This is a genomic window from Maribacter huludaoensis (assembly GCF_029350945.1).
GTDB lineage: Bacteria > Bacteroidota > Bacteroidia > Flavobacteriales > Flavobacteriaceae > Maribacter > Maribacter huludaoensis.
Map to the genome: position 1 here is coordinate 377671 of NZ_JARKMS010000003.1, position 15689 is coordinate 393359.

The following is a 15689-nucleotide window of genomic DNA, read 5'->3' on the forward strand; positions in this document are numbered from 1 at the left end:
CTTATGACCAAAACAAGGAAGCTTTTTATCTCTAATACAATTAAAAAATCAGCATATTACCCGTTTACTTAACTTCAAATACGCCGTTGCTTCTTATATAAATAACTGTTTCTTTTTTTGTTGAAATTTTTGATGTAGCACCATTTTGCGCTCCAAAATAAGAACCAGGTTGTAACTCGTTTTTAGAATCTTCGTTAGAAAACTGATGTGTTACTTCACCAGAAATAATAACCGCTCTAAAGTTTGGGCTTAAGTTTTTTATGCTTCCGTTAAAACCAGCTGGCAGTTTTACGAGTGCGGCACGTAGCTGATTTTTTTCGTGACTTCCCCATAAAAAGGCAGTTTGAACATTGCTCTTTTCTGAAACCCATTGAATGTCGTTAGCATTTAACCAGACCAAGTTTGTTTTATCAACATTTACAGGTCTTTCGCCATTATCAAAAGCTGCTGATGTAGGTTTTACTAAATACGGACCTTCTTGAATGTCTAAAAAAGCCATATTTTCTTCACCGTCAGCAGCGGTAATATGCGCTTCTCCTGCTGGTTGTTGCCAATAAGAACCTGCTGGCAGCCATTGTTTCTCGGCATTTTCATCATCATTATGTAACAATCCCTTAATTACTACACCTCTATAGGTTATATTATGAATATGTGGTGGTGATGAAAATCCCTTTTTGAATTTCACTAAAAATCCCGCTGGTTCGTTTTTGGTTCTGTCTCCCCAAAGTTTTCCTGCAGCCGGACTCTTATCGCCTCGTAAAGGGTTTAACCAACCCCATTCTACGTTGTCTGCGGTTACTACTTCATTTACAGACTTTGTGTCGTCTGTTGTTGGTGTTTGCGCGTTTGAATATGCCGTTATTGCTATTGCAAATACAAGAAGTATTGTTTTTTTCATTTTGATATGTTTTAATATTTCTATTAATAGTGTTTTACATTACTTCATCTAGAATGGCAAGCATGTTCCCAAATTCTCGATACTTTTTTATTTCCATGCTATTTCAATAAAAACACTCGATGTGACATTTATGATAATGGATTTAAAATCCTTCTAAAACAATTTTGCCTTTTGCTTTTCCGGTCTCTAAAAAAGCGTGTGCTTTTCTAAGATTTTCAGCATTTATAGTCCCGAAGTTTTCTCCCAAAGTGGTTCTAACTGTTCCGTTGTCTATAAGCTCAGAAACTTCGTTTAAAATGTTATGCTGCTCAATCATATCATCGGTCTGGAACATAGAGCGCGTAAACATTAACTCAATGTGTGTAGATACCGCTTTACCCTTAAAAGGCATCACGTTTAAGGATGTTGGGTCATCTATAAATCCGAATTTCCCCTGTGGCTTAATCAATTTAGCAATTTCATCTACGTGATGTTCCGTAGCATTTAAACTCACCACATACTCTGGTGCTGGCAAGTTATATTTGTCAAATTCATCACTAAGCTTATTTCTGTGATTAATTACCGTATCTGCACCCAATTCTTTTAACCAAGAAATAGTTTCTTCTCTAGAAGCGGTACCAATAATATTCAATTTGGTAAGCTTTTTTGCCAGTTGCACCAAAATAGAACCCACGCCACCAGCAGCACCAATAACCAAGATAGATTTGTTGGCATCATCTTTAGAAACCTCTAATCTATGAAACAGCATTTCGTAAGCCGTTAGCGTAGTTAATGGTAAGGCAGCGGCTTCTGCAAATGATAAACTTGCAGGTTTTTTACCTACGATACGTTCATCAACCAACTGATATTGGGCATTACTACCTTGTCGGTTTAAATCACCGGCATACCAAACTTCATCACCTACTTTAAAAAGAGATACATCTTCTCCCACTTCCTTAACAACACCTGTAGCATCCCAACCAATAATACTCCATTCTCCATTTGGAGCTGGTCTGTTGGTTCTAATTTTATAATCTACTGGGTTTACCGAAATGGCCCTTACTTCAACTAAAATATCTTTGCCAGCTGCTTTAGGTGTTTCAACGTCTATGTCTTGGAGCGAATTTACATTGTCAATTGGTAAATTCTCTTTGTATCCTATTGCTTTCATAAATGTGATTTTTAAATGTACTTGTCCTTATTTCCAAGTTACAATGTCTTCAAAATTTCTTCTAGATTTAGGAAACTCCGGATCTGCTTTTCTGTACCCAAAGGCTGCCATAAAAGCTAGTCCGTATTTATCGGTATCAATTCCAAATTTCTCTTGTAATAAAGCCTCTGCTTTTTCTTGATGAAATCCTTCAATTGGGCAAGAATCTATGCCTGTTAAAGCCGCTGATGTCATCATATTACCCAATGCAATATAGGTTTGCTTAGAAGACCAATCGAATAACTTTTTATCCGTATCCAGGTTAAAATCGCGTTCCTGAAATTCCCTATAAAATTTAGAGTACATTTCTATAACTTCGGCAGGCATTTGTTTTACCTCTTTCATCATATGTTCAATGTAAGGTGCGTTATGCTTTACCATAGGCGCTTTCATTGCTAAACCTAAAACAAAGTGACTGGCAGTATCTAATTTTAACGGCGCGCCCCAAGCAACAGGTTTTAACAGCTCTCTTAACTCTTTATCTTGTACCACCACAAAATGCCAAGGTTCAAAACCAAATGAACTAGGCGATAAATGTGCCGTTTCTAAGATGAATTTCATATCCTCGTCAGAAATGGTCTTTGTAGCATCAAATTCCTTGGTAGCGTGTCTGTAATTAAAGGCGTTTAGTATGTCTTCTTTGGCAATGTTTGGAGTATTCATTTTTATATGTTTTATATCTACTGTTTAATTTTAAAACAAAGATATATGAGTAGCCCAGCATTTTTATGGTACAAAAGAAGGTGATGTATGTACAAAAAGAGGTTTTTAAGGGTTTAAATATTAAAATTTCGCCAAAAAAAGCAGTAAACCAATATAAATACTGGTTTATAAACTAATTATTAGGAATAAAACCTTTTTTGTTACTGTTCTAGTTGGTAAGATCCGTCATTTTATAAGCGGTAACATTTTCCAACTTATCTTTAGAAGCAATTCTATAGGCCGCAATGTGGTCACTTTGAGAATGTTTGGTCAAAAATTCTTGATTAACCCATTTTTCATGAAATAGGAATAAATTTGGGTTGTCGTTATCTTGGTGTAAGTCATAGGCAATACAACCTTCCTCTCCTCTAGTAGGACTAATAAGTTTAAGCAATTCAGCTTTTATTTCTTCTCTATATGCTTCCTTTACAAGGATATGTACTACTAAGGTTAAATAGGATTTCTTCATGGTAAATCTAAAGTGTTAACTACTATTGGGTATAAATATAAAGAATGAAGAATAAAAGATCAACCGATCCATCTAAAGGTTAGGTTAATTCTTGGGGGAATTATTTTTGAAGTTTTAGGAATTTTATGTTTCCAATTTTCTTGTGTAGCGCCTTGCATCAATAAAAGGCTGCCATTAACTAATGGGATGTCAACTCGTTTTAAATCTGATCGTGATACGTGCTTTAATTGAAAAGGTCTGGTAGCGCCAAATGTTACCGAGGCTATTACAGTGTTCTTACGTTGTTCTCCTTTATAATCTTGGTGCCAATCCACACTGTCTTTACCGTCACGATAATAATTGAGCAAACAACGTGTAAATTTAATATTGACCTCTTTTTCTATTCGGTTCTTTATGAATAACAATTCGTCATTCCACGGAATAACTTTATTCTTTTCTGTAGAGGTAGCATCTTGGCTTTTCTCTCCGTACCAAGCTGTTAATCTTGGGTAATCAATTAATTTACCATGAATGATAATCTTATCCTGTTGCCAAGGCGTATTGTTTACTAGGTTGTGATATAGCCTTTTGCTTTCTTGATTATTAAAGTAATTTTCAAATAAGATAATTTCTGCTCCCGGCAAGTCAAAAGTAGTTTTACGTACTTCATCAGTTGAAAATAAACTGTTTTGATTAAATAAATCCAATAGAATAACAAATTTTTAATGGTAATCTTCTTGCAAAGATATTTACTTTAAGTTACAACTATAAGTAATAGTAACGGTTTAATTTGTATAAATAAAGGTTTTGTTGCGTCAATTTTATTTCATTTTACTTATTTTAGTCTGTAAATTACTTAATAATTAAAAAAATGCAGGTATTAGAAGCGCATAAACCTTTTGAAATACAAGAAATTGAATTGACCAACTGGAAGCAACGCCCAGTGAAGAACAATTTTTTTGAACTGGTTTTAATTAAAGAAGGTGAAGGTACGCAGTGCATAAACTATAATGACTATAGCTATAGTAAAAATAGTATGTTTTTGTTACCTCCCTTAAAGTGCCATTCTTTTACTATAGAAAAACCTACGCGTTTTGTTTTTTTAAAGTTTACCGATTCGTTTTTTAAAAATGCGAATAGGATAACTATTGATAGAAATGAATGGTTTAAAGAAGCGTCTTACATTCTATCTAACTACAATCAATTGCCAGGCGATATCATTAAGAATGAAATGGATCGCAACTATCTAGAAAATCTAATAGGTATGATTCTTCAAGAGTCTAGAAACTATGGAGAAGAATCTATAAACTTGGTCACTAGTTTAATGACGAGTATTTTAGAAATTTTGATCCGCAATATTAAAAAGAGCAATTATTTTGAATTGCCAAAGAACCAAGTTGATGATCGCATCACTAAAATGCTCACCTATATTAATACCCATATCGATAAGACGGAATTATTAAAGGTCGAAAATTTAGCCAAGGTATTTAACATGTCGCCCACCTATGTAAGTGAATATTTTAAAAAACAAGTTAGTATGTCTTTACGAGAATATATAATAAAGGCAAAACTGAAATTGGTTGAAATTCGCCTATTAAATTCAGATTTCACCCTTACCCAAATAGCAGATGATTTAGGTTTTACAGATGTAAGTCATCTTTCAAAAACCTTTAAACGTTACACAGGCTCATCTATTCGGAATTTTAAAATTAAAGGCGAATATATGTTATTGAAAAGAGCAACTTGTATGCCTGCTATGCATACTTAAACTAATTGTTCCATTTTTTTAGATTCTCTGATAAGGGCACTGGCCAATACCGTAGTGGCATCAATAATTAAACTGTTTTCTATTTTTTCATATTGAATGGCTAATGGAATTTCGGTACAACCTAATATTACCGCTTGAGCACCTTTTCTAGATAAATATGTGGCTGCCATACTCAAATTTTCTTTTGCCTTTTGATGAACAGGATTAGAGAAAGCCTTTATACTATAACTAGTATCATAAATTGACGGATGCACAAATAAATCTTGAATATCTTCAGAAGGTTGTATTACCTCAATACCGTATTTTGATAGCACTTCAGGATATACTTTTGCCAAAATGGTACCGGTACTTCCCAATACACCTACCCTAGTAATTTCCGGATGTTTTTCCGATATATAATTACCAACCTCTTCAATTAGGTTTACCAAAATACAGGATTCAGGTATGCTCTTTTCAATGAAACTTAGAATAGGCTTGGCATGCGCGGTGTTGCAGGGAATACCAATGATACCGGCTCCACTAGAAATCAAAGTAGCTATGATTTCAGAAATGGCAATACCGGGGTTCACATCTGTCTCACCCAATAAAAATTTGGTACGGTCAATAATCTTATGAGGTACGGATAGCATAGATACCGGTAAATGTTCTTGGTCAGATGTGGCTTCCCGTAGACTTTTTTAATTAAATCTATGCCCGCATAACTACCAACACCACCCACAATGCCTATCATTTTATTTGTCATCATAACTCCACCTTTTATTTAGAAAAAGGAAATAAGGCATCAAATTAATGGCATTTAAATAAGTAACGGTCTTAATAAATCTATAATTTCTTCAGTATCCTTTTTAACACCCTAAACGGGAAGGTTTTTTGACTTAAAACAATAAAGAAGTATCGTAATACTATATACGTTAATAGTTCAACTTATCTGGTCAATGGAACCTCAAAACTGGTTTTATCTTGTGCTCAAATTAAATTAAAACGCAATGAAAATAGAAGATAAAGTAATAATTATAACAGGAGCATCTAGCGGTATTGGTAGAGCTACAGCAAAGAAGTTAGCAGATAATGGAGCAAAAGTAGTTTTAATGGCACGTAGTGAAGATGAATTGAACGATTTAAAATCAGACATCACTAAAAAAGGTGGAGAAGCTCTTGTAGTTACAGGAGATGTAACTAAGAAAGAAGATTTTGAAAAGGTGGTTTCCAAGACCAAAAGAGAATATGGTAAAATTACCGGTTTGGTCAACAATGCAGGTTTAATGCCGTTATCGTTCGTTGAAAAATTAAAAACAGACGAATGGGATAAAATGGTAGATGTCAACATAAAAGGTGTATTAAATGGTGTTGCGGCAGTGCTACCGGCATTGAAAGAAAATAAAGGCGGTAACATTATAAATATATCGTCTATGGCCGCCAACAGGTATTTTCCTGGTGGAGCGGTGTATTGTGCAACGAAATCTGCAGTAAAAATGTTTTCAGAAGGTTTACGCCAAGAATTGGCACCAAAATATGGTATAAACATTACCTCTATAGAACCTGGTGCCGTGGCTACAAATTTGACCAGCACAATCACCGATGAGGATATCAAAGATAAGATGAAGGAAATGCAAAAAATGGAAACGCTTGAGGCGGAGGATATTGCAAATTCCATTTATTACGTGTTAACTCAGCCATCTAGAGTAAATATCAACGATGTTTATTTGGTGCCAAGTGAGCAACAATAAACATTCTTTGGGATAATCCCCAAAACTATGTTTTGAAAACAAATTAGTATTTCAGCGTAAGCGATGGAGTATTAAAATCTGGATTATCGAGTAACTTAAAAAACAAATTATGTCAACGACAACAAAACAAGATACATTTAAAACAATAAATCCCACAACGGGAAAAGAAATAGCATCTCATACCTATATGACCGATGCAGAAGTTGAAGAGACCATTCAACGATCACACAAGGCATTTCAGAAATGGAAAATGAAGAGCGTTGAAGAACGTGGTGATGTCATAAAGGCAATTGGAAAGGAACTTCAAAATTACAAGAAAGAACTAGCGGAGTTAATGACCGATGAAATGGGAAAATTGCTTAAACAAAGCAACCATGAGGTAGACCTGTGTACTTCTATTTGCGAATATTCGGCAAAACACGCACCAGAATTTTTAAAGAATGAAGAGCGTGAACTATCAAACGGAGGAAAAGGAATTATCACCTATTCCCCTATGGGAATAATATACGGTATACAGCCTTGGAATTATCCCAGTTATCAAGTACTACGGTATACTATTGTAAACCTTATGGCAGGTAACAGTATTTTACTGAAACATGCATCTAATGTTACAGGTACCGCCAAATTATTAAAGACCATTTTTGATACGGCAGGTTTGCCGGCAGACTTGTTCAATGTTCTTATAATTGAACACGATCAGTCTAATGCCATAATAGAACATGATTTGGTTAGAGGCGTTACCCTTACGGGAAGCCCTGTGGCTGGAGAAAAAATTGGGGAAAAAGCAGGTGCAAATCTTAAGAAAACGGTATTGGAACTAGGTAGCAATGATGCGTATTTAGTATTAGACGACGCCGATATAGATGTAGCAGTTGAAAAAAGTGTTATGGGACGTATTTATAACAATGGGGAAACCTGTATTGCTGCCAAACGATTTATATCTACCGAGAAGGTATATGATGAATTTAAGGAAAAATTCGTAAAAGCCATGGATGCCTTAAAAGTAGGAAATCCAAAGAATGAGGATACCGAGTTGGGACCAATGGCACGTGAAGATCTTAGAGAGAAGATCCACGAACAAGTGCAAGAAAGTGTAGAGAAAGGAGCCAGTATATTATGTGGAGGAAAAATACCTGACGGTGAGGGTTACTTCTACCCTGCAACGGTACTAGCCAACGTTACGCCTGGGCAACCGGCGTATGATGATGAGTTGTTCGGACCTGTGGCTTCATTAATTAAAGCGAAGGATAATGAAGATGCTATGCGTATAGCCAATGACAGTAGATTTGGCTTAGGTGGTGGTATATTTTCTAAAGATATTAAGAAGGCGACAGAACTTGCGGAAAAACATTTTGACACCGGTATGGTATTTATAAACTCTTTTGGTCTGGCAGAACCAAATATGCCATTTGGAGGAGTTAAGGATTCAGGTTATGGTAGAGAACATGGCGGTTTTGGAATGAAGGAATTTGTAAATGTGAAATCTATTATGATTTCTGAGTAACTAAATTAGAAAGGCACCACTTAGGTGCTTTTTTAATGAAATGTCAAATTCAAAATATAAAGCAATGTTAAAAAATGAATGTTCATTCTTTTTTTTGATAACTTTGAACAGTTAAAAAATAGCTTATGAATAAGTCGATTAATTTAAAACAACGTCCCGTAGGAACCCCTACACTTTCCGATTTTGAATTTAAAGAATTGGAAGATGAACTAACTATCTCTGATGGTGAACTTTTATTAGAGGCGAAATATATATCCGTTGATCCTTACTTACGTGGTAGAATGAGCGATGCAAAATCATACGTTCCTCCATTTAAAGTGGGAGAACCTATAAGTTCCGGTATCGTAGCAGAAGTGTTGGAATCTAATAATGGTAATTTCCAAAAAGGAGATTATGTATCGGGACTATTACAATGGAAAGAAAAGCAAATTTCTACAGGCGAAGGCTTGCAGAAAATAGATAAAAGCAAAGCACCATTAAGTGCCTTTCTAGGTATCGTCGGTATGACCGGATTGACCGCCTATTTAGGGCTTCATGAAATTGGGAAGCCTAAAAAAGGTGAAACCTTGGTAGTTTCTGGTGCTGCGGGTGCTGTAGGTAGTGTCGTAGGACAGATCGGTAAAATTCTTGGTTTAAATGTCATCGGTATAGCTGGTACAGACGAAAAAATTGATATGCTGAAATCAGAATTCGGTTTTGACCACGGTATCAATTACAAAACAACCAAAGATATGAAAGCTGCTATTAAAGAAGCGGCACCAAATGGAGTGGATGTCTACTTTGATAATGTAGGCGGACCAATTTCTGATGCTGTATTATTCAATATAAATCAGTTTGCTCGTATTATTATCTGTGGCGCTATATCGGTCTACAATAAAACTGAATTGCCCATGGCGGTTGCCTTACAGCCTTTCTTGGTAAAGAACAGTGCATTAATGCAAGGATTCATTGTGTCTAACTACGCTGATAAATTTCCACAGGCAATGAAACAATTGTCTACATGGTTGGGCGAAGAAAAACTGACCTATAAAGAAACAATAGTAGAAGGTTTTGATAATACACCACAAGCATTCTTGGATATGATGGATGGTAAGAACAAAGGTAAAATGATAGTAAAAGTCTAATAATAAGACTTCAAAATAATTGCGTAACTAAAAAGAAGATAAAATGAAAATATTATTTGTATTAACGTCTCACGATCAATTGGGAGACACGGGAAAGAAAACAGGATTTTGGGTTGAAGAGTTTGCAGCTCCATATTATGCTCTTTTAGATAAAGGAGCAGAAATTACGGTAGCAACACCAAAAGGAGGTCAAGCACCAATTGACCCTAGTAGTGATACTGAAGATGCACAAACAAAAGATACCAAACGCTTTAAAGAGGATAAAGAAGCGCAAGAGATAATTGCCAACACAAAAGTATTGGCAGATGTAAATGCCAATGATTTTGATGCCGTTTTCTATCCTGGTGGTCACGGACCGTTATGGGATTTGGCAAACGACCTTACTTCTGTAAAATTGATAGAGGCTTTTAATGAGCAAGAAAAGCCAATTGCATTTGTATGTCATGCACCTGCGGCTTTAAAAAGAGTCTCAGGTACAGATGGTAATCCTTTGGTAAAAGGTAAAAAAGTAACAGGATTTACGAATAGTGAAGAGGAAGCTGTACAGCTAACTGAGATTGTACCATTTTTGGTAGAGGATATGCTACAAGAAAATGGCGGAATTTACTCTAAGAAAGAGGATTGGGCAGCATATGCGGTACAAGATGGTAATTTAATTACGGGTCAAAACCCTGCTTCATCAGAATTGGTAGCTGAAAAATTATTGGCTGCTCTGAAATAGCACATAGATTAAATGATATTAAAAAGCCCGTAAGCTAATGTTTACGGGCTTTTTGTCAATAAATAATCAAACAATTGCAATCAACTTTCTTCTAGCAAGGCATTTACATCAGTAATCAATTGTGCTATTGAAGCACGGTTGAGTCCATTGTAGATACCCCGTATGTGTTTATTTTTATCTATGAGCAAGAAGTTTTCTGTATGTAAAAAGTCATTGATGTCCTTTGGTATACCTAAATCGTTCTCCACAAAATATTCGTTTCTACCTAAGTTGTAAATTTCAGTTTTATCACCAGTAACCAAGTGCCATTTTGAGTGTATTACTCCGTTTTTATCGGCATATGTTTTTAGCACAGAAACAGAGTCAATGGACGGAGTTACGGAATGTGAAAGAATAGCAACCTCAGGATCATCGAGAAAAGCCTCTTGTACTTTGGTCATATTGTTCGTCATCTTCAAACAAATGCCGGGGCATGTAGTAAAAAAGAAGTCGGTAATATATACTTGATTTTCAAATGACTTCTGGGTCAATGTATCACCTAATTGATCAACCAGCTTAAAATCGGGAATCTTGTGAAATTGCTTTTCTTCATCTGTATTTGGAGTTATCCAGTGTGGTGTAAATGACTCATCATTGTAATATGGCAAGTGCTCTACCCTACTGGTTTCAGTTACCTGAATATTTTCTTTTTTTACCGTTTGTTTACAGGAAATCAAAACAAGTATAACTGCTACGTGAAATAAAGTCTTTTTCATAAAGGTTCATTTTCTGATTTAACTACAACTTCATCTTCTAATTGGTAGCAAGAATTTGCTCGTCTTAGACCAAATATGCGTCCGTTTTTGGCTTCATAGTTTACATATAAGGTTCCGTTTTGTAACCAAGCCTTTTGTAGCCCTTCTTCCCTACCGTTTACCAATTGCCGTTCTTTTGCCAATTGCCCATCAGGATACCATTTTCTCTCCACACCATCCATTTTACCATTTACGTAATTCGCTTCTTGAGCTAACTGACCGTTTTCCCACCAGGTTTTGTAAGAACCTTCAAGTCGATTATTTTTATAATGATACTCAACCCTAAGAACTTCATTGACAGACCATCTTTTGGCGACTCCTTCTCTTTTTCCTTTAACAAAACCCACCTTTTCTGCCAATGTGCCGTTCTCATGTAAGGTTAATGCATAACCATCATAAGGTGAGTTTTTGTAACACCAGGTACCTTCTAATTGATTAAGGGTCAACTCTTCCTTGAATTTAGTATCTTGATTGACTTCAACAGGGGTTGCTACCTGAGGCTTTGAACCGGAACTTTGTTTACAACCGGTCTGCAACATCAGTGCAAGGCAAATGATATGGAAGTGTTTACTATTCATTTTTAGTAACCTTGATATGGACCTGCAAATGCTAAATAGGAACCTGTAGTAGAATACACTTCATTGATAATGTGATAATGGTATTCTTCTTCACCATCAGTATACTGTGTGGTAGAAGTATGTCCACCAGAAGCATCTAAATCCGTTGGGTAATCTCCCGTTGCACTGCATTTACGTCCGTAAAGAAATACGCCGTCCAATAATATACCTACTAGGTTATCGTCGTCATTGGTAAAAGCCTTTGGCTCTAGGTGATAATGATACACACCAGGACCAATATGGGCACCTGTCCAATCTAAACTAGCAGCAGCTTGATCTAAGGCACCCCCACCTTCTTGGTCATTGAATATTGAAGAGCCGCTTACCGCAATACCAACAGTACCTAATTCTGTTTGTACAGTACTACCCGTTAAATCAGGAGTAGCATCTACACGTATGGTATAAGCATTGTTATTACTGGACATGATACTTGGAGTAAGGGCAACATCTGGCTCTTCTTTATATAGGGAATTACCCTCTCCCCAATAAACCGTTTCATGATTTGGAAGTCCGGTAGTCTCTATAACAACTTCGGAACCATCTAAATACACAGTCACGGCATCTGAATTAAACGCACTATACGCAACATGAAGCTCAGTGACTACTTCATCATCTACATCACTTTCGTCTGTTGTACTATCATCTATCACTCCATCATCTACACTGTCGCTACTACAGGCAACAAAGGTTATAAATGCTAATGCAAGAGCAAAAGAAATAGAGGGTATTTGTTTGATGTTATTTTTTCTCATAATTGACTTTTTAAATTGATTAATGTTATTAAAACAGTATAAAACTAATGTCTTGATTACTATGGATTTTTAAAAATCAGTGAACCGGTGGAAATTTTAAGTGAGACAGTGTTTTGATCAAGAAAGTTTGATGGCTATTTAAATTTGTAAGCCAGTAAATGTTTAGTAGGTAAAGACATATGATTTCATATTAATGTGAATTTGTTAGGATCTGTTCAGTGCTTGATTTAGTTTTGTAGCAATAATTTTTGTCTTATTCCTTAAATTTTTGGCAATAGAAAGTTGTCCTTTGGTTTGTAACAACCTGTCAATGACACTATTTTGATATTCTCTGCTTACTAGCAAATCCGGATAATTTGATTGGTTGCCGTAGTTTTTCATACGCTGATAATTATAGCTGTCTTCCGGTAAAATTTCAATTAATGAAATATGCTTTTCAATGATAGGTTTTAGGCGCTCGTTTATAATATTTTCAATCTTGATTTGTTGATTGTTAAAGTTGTCAAGTTCATTGGGATAAGCGGCAATCAGTTTTTTGAGCGAATCACTTTCAATAAATTCAAATTTATTGGTTGCATTAACTGAGTTTATGGCTTCATCCCTAACAATGGTTTTATGGTAATTTAGATTTACGATCATTGACTTGGCATCGGCAGTTAATTCCGCAGGTTCCATACCCAAATAATTTATGGTGTTTTGCAAGGTTTGTATATTCTTGGTATAGTCTGCAATGGCACTATCCAATACACCTAAATTTGTATTCAGTTCTTGACTTAGACTTTTGTAGATTTTAACTTCTACAATTCTATTTTTTCTGGATTCGTTGATATCATTGATCTTCCATGCAATTAGAAGACCTATGACTATAAGTAGAATTTCGCCTAATGCGTAGATTAAATAGGTCTTGAATTTCTCTAATTTTATCAATCTACTTCTAACCTTTCTGAATAAGACCATTTGTTTATATGCTTATCTTATTGATGATAAATAAAGCTTCATGGCGGACCATGAAGCTTTGGGCTAACTTCAACAAATTTTATTGGCACCGCCAAAGGGTATAATACCCCGAGGCTTGCTTCGAATTTAAAAGTGTGATTCCTGTGAATGCCTCATGGGCTTGCCCTAAGGTGTTTTACTGAATCAATATTTAGAATAAACTGTGTAGAAATTAATTTCTAGGTCTTCCTTTAGGTTTTGGAGCCTCATCAAATTCCTCTTTAGAAATAAAACCATCTTCATTGGTATCTATTTCAGAAAAGTTATCCTTTAATGGACCTTTTACTTCTTCTTTGGAAAGCTGACCATCCTCATCTGCATCCATTTCTTCTAAAAGTTTGGCATATGTTGGGGGCTCTCTTCTTTCACCTTTAGATTGTGCGTTAACTGCTACTGTTCCAAAAGCTACTAATAGGGCAAATAACAATCCTGTTTTTAATGTAATACGTTTCATATATATTTAATTTTATAACTAATATTCGTTAGCAAAGATGTAAGAATCTTTAATGCGGAATGGTCGTTTTAAGTGTTTGCCGTTTACTTTTAAGCGAAAGGTGTTCTATATACAATGAACGTTTAATTAGCAGCGGTTTATAGCACTGTTTTTAAGGTTGGGTTGAAAATTTATTCCTTTTATTTGTACCATGAACAGACATAAGAATATAGTATTTCATGTAGCCTTATGGCTTTTGGTTTGGTCTACCGCATGGATCTTTAGTGGCAGCGATTTTCAGTTCGTACTGGAAAACGGTATGGTACTTATTTTTCAAATAATAGTCATTGCTGTACTGATTTATTTAACAGTTCCATACCTTTTATTAAGAAGAAAGTACATCTTATTTGCATTAGCATCCATTGCAGTTGTAGTTGGCTTGACCTTAATTTTGACCAATGTAATCCCTTGGTCTGGAGGAATGGTTAACGAACCTAATATGGGTGCTTTGCCCGGACCAAGACCCGGACCAAGGTTTGACGGTGGAAGACCTTTACAAGAATTGCGAAGGCCACCTTCACGGTTTTTCATTAACTTACTTTTAATTACAATTGCCTATATCATTGCAACACTTGTAGAAATATTCTTGTTTGCACAACGTAAAGAAGAGGAAATCATCATCAATAAAAATGAAGCGTTACAAACAGAGCTTAAGCTATTAAAATCACAGATCAATCCTCATTTTCTATTTAATGCCTTGAATAATATTTATGCACTATCTGCAATTGATGCCGGTAGAACCCAAAAGAGTATTAGCTATTTATCAGACATGTTGCGTTATGTGCTATATGAATGTGAACAAGAAATTGTACCGTTATACAAAGAGATAGATTATATTGAGAATTACATAAAACTGTTCTCCCTAAAGAGTAGTAAAACCTACCCTATTTCCACTACGTTTTCTATTGAAGATCGAAATGTGCCCATTGTACCCATGTTGCTGATTCCTTTTTTGGAAAACGCCTTAAAACATAGTAATATTGAAAAGATTGAAGGCACATTTATCAACTTGAAAATTACTTCATTTACTGATGGTATTGATTTTGAGCTGGAAAATTCAAAACCAGAGCATGTTATTGTAAAAGATGATGTTGGCGGTATTGGCATAGAAAATGTAAAAAAGCGTTTGGCTATCTTATATCCTGATCGACATGAATTAATGATCAATGAAACTTCTAAGGCGTTTAAGGTGAATTTAAAACTCAGATTACATGAATAGTATAAACTGTATAGTTGTAGATGATGAAGAGTTGGCTAGGTCTTTATTAATAACCTATATTGATAAATTAGAGTTTTTAAATTTAGTAGGTGAAGCTGAGAATCCATTAGAAGCTTTGAGCATAATGAAGGAAAAACAAGTTGACCTATTGTTTTTGGACATTCAAATGCCAGAAATAAAAGGGACGGACTTTGCCAAAATGCTCGGGTCTACAACCAAAGTAATTTTTACGACGGCTTATTCTCACTATGCTTTAGAAGGATACGAATTAAATGCTGTAGATTACTTGTTGAAACCAATAACCTTTGAACGCTTTGTTACTGCGGTAAACAAGGTACAATCCAATACCACTATTGATAAATTGGATACTATAACCATAAAATCTGGGTATGATCTTCATAAAGTTAAGTATGACGATATTCTTTTTGTAGTAAGTGATAGTGAGTACGTAACTTTTCACCTGAAAACCAAAAAAATAATCAGCAATCAGCGTTTAAAGGCATTAGAACAAGAGTTGCCTAGCAGTCTATTTATGAGAGTGCATAGATCGTACATTGTCAATAGAAATTATGTCACTGGATTAAAAGGTAGAGATTTGCAATTATCCGATGTGATTATTCCGGTGAGTGATTCTTATTATGACCATGTAAAACAAGAATTATTTTAGCGCACAACTCAATTAATTTTCTTTTTGCATCATTTTTTTTTTTTTTTTTTTTTGATAAGTACTTAAGTAC

18 protein-coding genes are annotated in these 15689 nt (G+C 35.2%); 7 read left to right on the plus strand and 11 right to left on the minus strand.

The annotated features are described in order from the left end of the window. Window positions 1-64 precede the first annotated feature (64 nt). From PXC01_RS11685 to PXC01_RS11705, 5 genes are all read right to left on the minus strand, one after another. The gene (locus PXC01_RS11685) at window positions 65-898 is read right to left on the minus strand and encodes a DUF4437 domain-containing protein (protein WP_276472476.1); all 834 of its coding nucleotides are present in this window, start codon (window positions 896-898) and stop codon (window positions 65-67) included. Between the two features lie 142 nt (window positions 899-1040). Continuing rightward, window positions 1041-2048, minus strand: a complete 1008-nt coding sequence (locus tag PXC01_RS11690) for a zinc-binding alcohol dehydrogenase family protein (protein WP_276472477.1) — start codon at window positions 2046-2048, stop codon at window positions 1041-1043. 27 nt (window positions 2049-2075) lie between these two features. Beyond that, window positions 2076-2750, minus strand: coding sequence for an NAD(P)H-dependent oxidoreductase (locus tag PXC01_RS11695; RefSeq protein WP_276472478.1), 675 nt, complete (start codon window positions 2748-2750; stop codon window positions 2076-2078). A gap of 208 nt (window positions 2751-2958) precedes the next feature. Further along, entirely contained in the window at window positions 2959-3258 is a 300-nt protein-coding gene (locus PXC01_RS11700) for a putative quinol monooxygenase (RefSeq protein WP_276472479.1), read from the minus strand. 59 nt (window positions 3259-3317) lie between these two features. After that, window positions 3318-3944: an alpha-ketoglutarate-dependent dioxygenase AlkB family protein gene (locus PXC01_RS11705; protein ID WP_276472480.1), complete on the minus strand. Its 627-nt coding sequence runs from the start codon at window positions 3942-3944 to the stop codon at window positions 3318-3320. 164 nt (window positions 3945-4108) lie between these two features. On the opposite strand from PXC01_RS11705, the gene PXC01_RS11710 reads away from it, so the two are divergent. Further along, window positions 4109-5005 (plus strand): AraC family transcriptional regulator, encoded by an 897-nt coding sequence (locus tag PXC01_RS11710; protein WP_276472481.1) that lies wholly within the window; start codon window positions 4109-4111, stop codon window positions 5003-5005. On the opposite strand, the gene PXC01_RS11715 is transcribed toward PXC01_RS11710, so the two are convergent. Continuing rightward, a complete protein-coding gene (locus PXC01_RS11715; RefSeq protein ID WP_276472482.1) occupies window positions 5002-5634 on the minus strand; it encodes an aspartate/glutamate racemase family protein in 633 nt (210 codons plus the stop codon). The genes PXC01_RS11710 and PXC01_RS11715 overlap by 4 nt on opposite strands. Before the next feature lie 357 nt (window positions 5635-5991). Here PXC01_RS11715 and PXC01_RS11720 point away from each other — a divergent pair, with 357 nt between their 5' ends. The 4 genes from PXC01_RS11720 (at window position 5992) to PXC01_RS11735 (ending at window position 10081) form a co-directional block, all read left to right on the plus strand. Further along, window positions 5992-6732, plus strand: coding sequence for an SDR family oxidoreductase (locus PXC01_RS11720; RefSeq protein ID WP_276472483.1), 741 nt, complete (start codon window positions 5992-5994; stop codon window positions 6730-6732). Between the two features lie 109 nt (window positions 6733-6841). After that, window positions 6842-8236, plus strand: a complete 1395-nt coding sequence (locus tag PXC01_RS11725; protein ID WP_276472484.1) for an NAD-dependent succinate-semialdehyde dehydrogenase — start codon at window positions 6842-6844, stop codon at window positions 8234-8236. A gap of 125 nt (window positions 8237-8361) precedes the next feature. Next, window positions 8362-9360 (plus strand): NADP-dependent oxidoreductase, encoded by a 999-nt coding sequence (locus PXC01_RS11730; protein WP_276472485.1) that lies wholly within the window; start codon window positions 8362-8364, stop codon window positions 9358-9360. A 43-nt stretch (window positions 9361-9403) separates the two neighbouring features. Beyond that, complete coding sequence (locus tag PXC01_RS11735) at window positions 9404-10081, plus strand: type 1 glutamine amidotransferase domain-containing protein (protein WP_276472486.1); 678 nt, start codon at window positions 9404-9406, stop codon at window positions 10079-10081. 80 nt (window positions 10082-10161) lie between these two features. Here PXC01_RS11735 and PXC01_RS11740 read toward each other — a convergent pair whose 3' ends face one another. From PXC01_RS11740 to PXC01_RS11760, 5 genes are all read right to left on the minus strand, one after another. Then, window positions 10162-10836, minus strand: a complete 675-nt coding sequence (locus PXC01_RS11740; RefSeq protein ID WP_276472487.1) for an SCO family protein — start codon at window positions 10834-10836, stop codon at window positions 10162-10164. After that, window positions 10833-11453, minus strand: coding sequence for a toxin-antitoxin system YwqK family antitoxin (locus tag PXC01_RS11745; protein ID WP_276472488.1), 621 nt, complete (start codon window positions 11451-11453; stop codon window positions 10833-10835). Before PXC01_RS11745 ends, PXC01_RS11740 begins: the two co-directional genes overlap by 4 nt. A 2-nt stretch (window positions 11454-11455) precedes the next feature. Further along, window positions 11456-12244 (minus strand): YHYH protein, encoded by a 789-nt coding sequence (locus PXC01_RS11750; RefSeq protein WP_276472489.1) that lies wholly within the window; start codon window positions 12242-12244, stop codon window positions 11456-11458. A 204-nt stretch (window positions 12245-12448) separates the two neighbouring features. After that, window positions 12449-13201, minus strand: a complete 753-nt coding sequence (locus tag PXC01_RS11755) for a hypothetical protein (RefSeq protein WP_276472490.1) — start codon at window positions 13199-13201, stop codon at window positions 12449-12451. 211 nt (window positions 13202-13412) lie between these two features. Continuing rightward, complete coding sequence (locus PXC01_RS11760; RefSeq protein WP_058102755.1) at window positions 13413-13694, minus strand: EF-hand domain-containing protein; 282 nt, start codon at window positions 13692-13694, stop codon at window positions 13413-13415. A gap of 190 nt (window positions 13695-13884) precedes the next feature. Between PXC01_RS11760 and PXC01_RS11765 the strand changes: the two genes are divergently transcribed. Beyond that, window positions 13885-14952, plus strand: a complete 1068-nt coding sequence (locus tag PXC01_RS11765) for a sensor histidine kinase (RefSeq protein WP_276472491.1) — start codon at window positions 13885-13887, stop codon at window positions 14950-14952. After that, window positions 14945-15619, plus strand: coding sequence for a LytR/AlgR family response regulator transcription factor (locus PXC01_RS11770; protein ID WP_276472492.1), 675 nt, complete (start codon window positions 14945-14947; stop codon window positions 15617-15619). The genes PXC01_RS11765 and PXC01_RS11770 overlap by 8 nt, the downstream gene beginning before the upstream one ends. The last annotated feature ends 70 nt before the right edge of the window (window positions 15620-15689 follow it).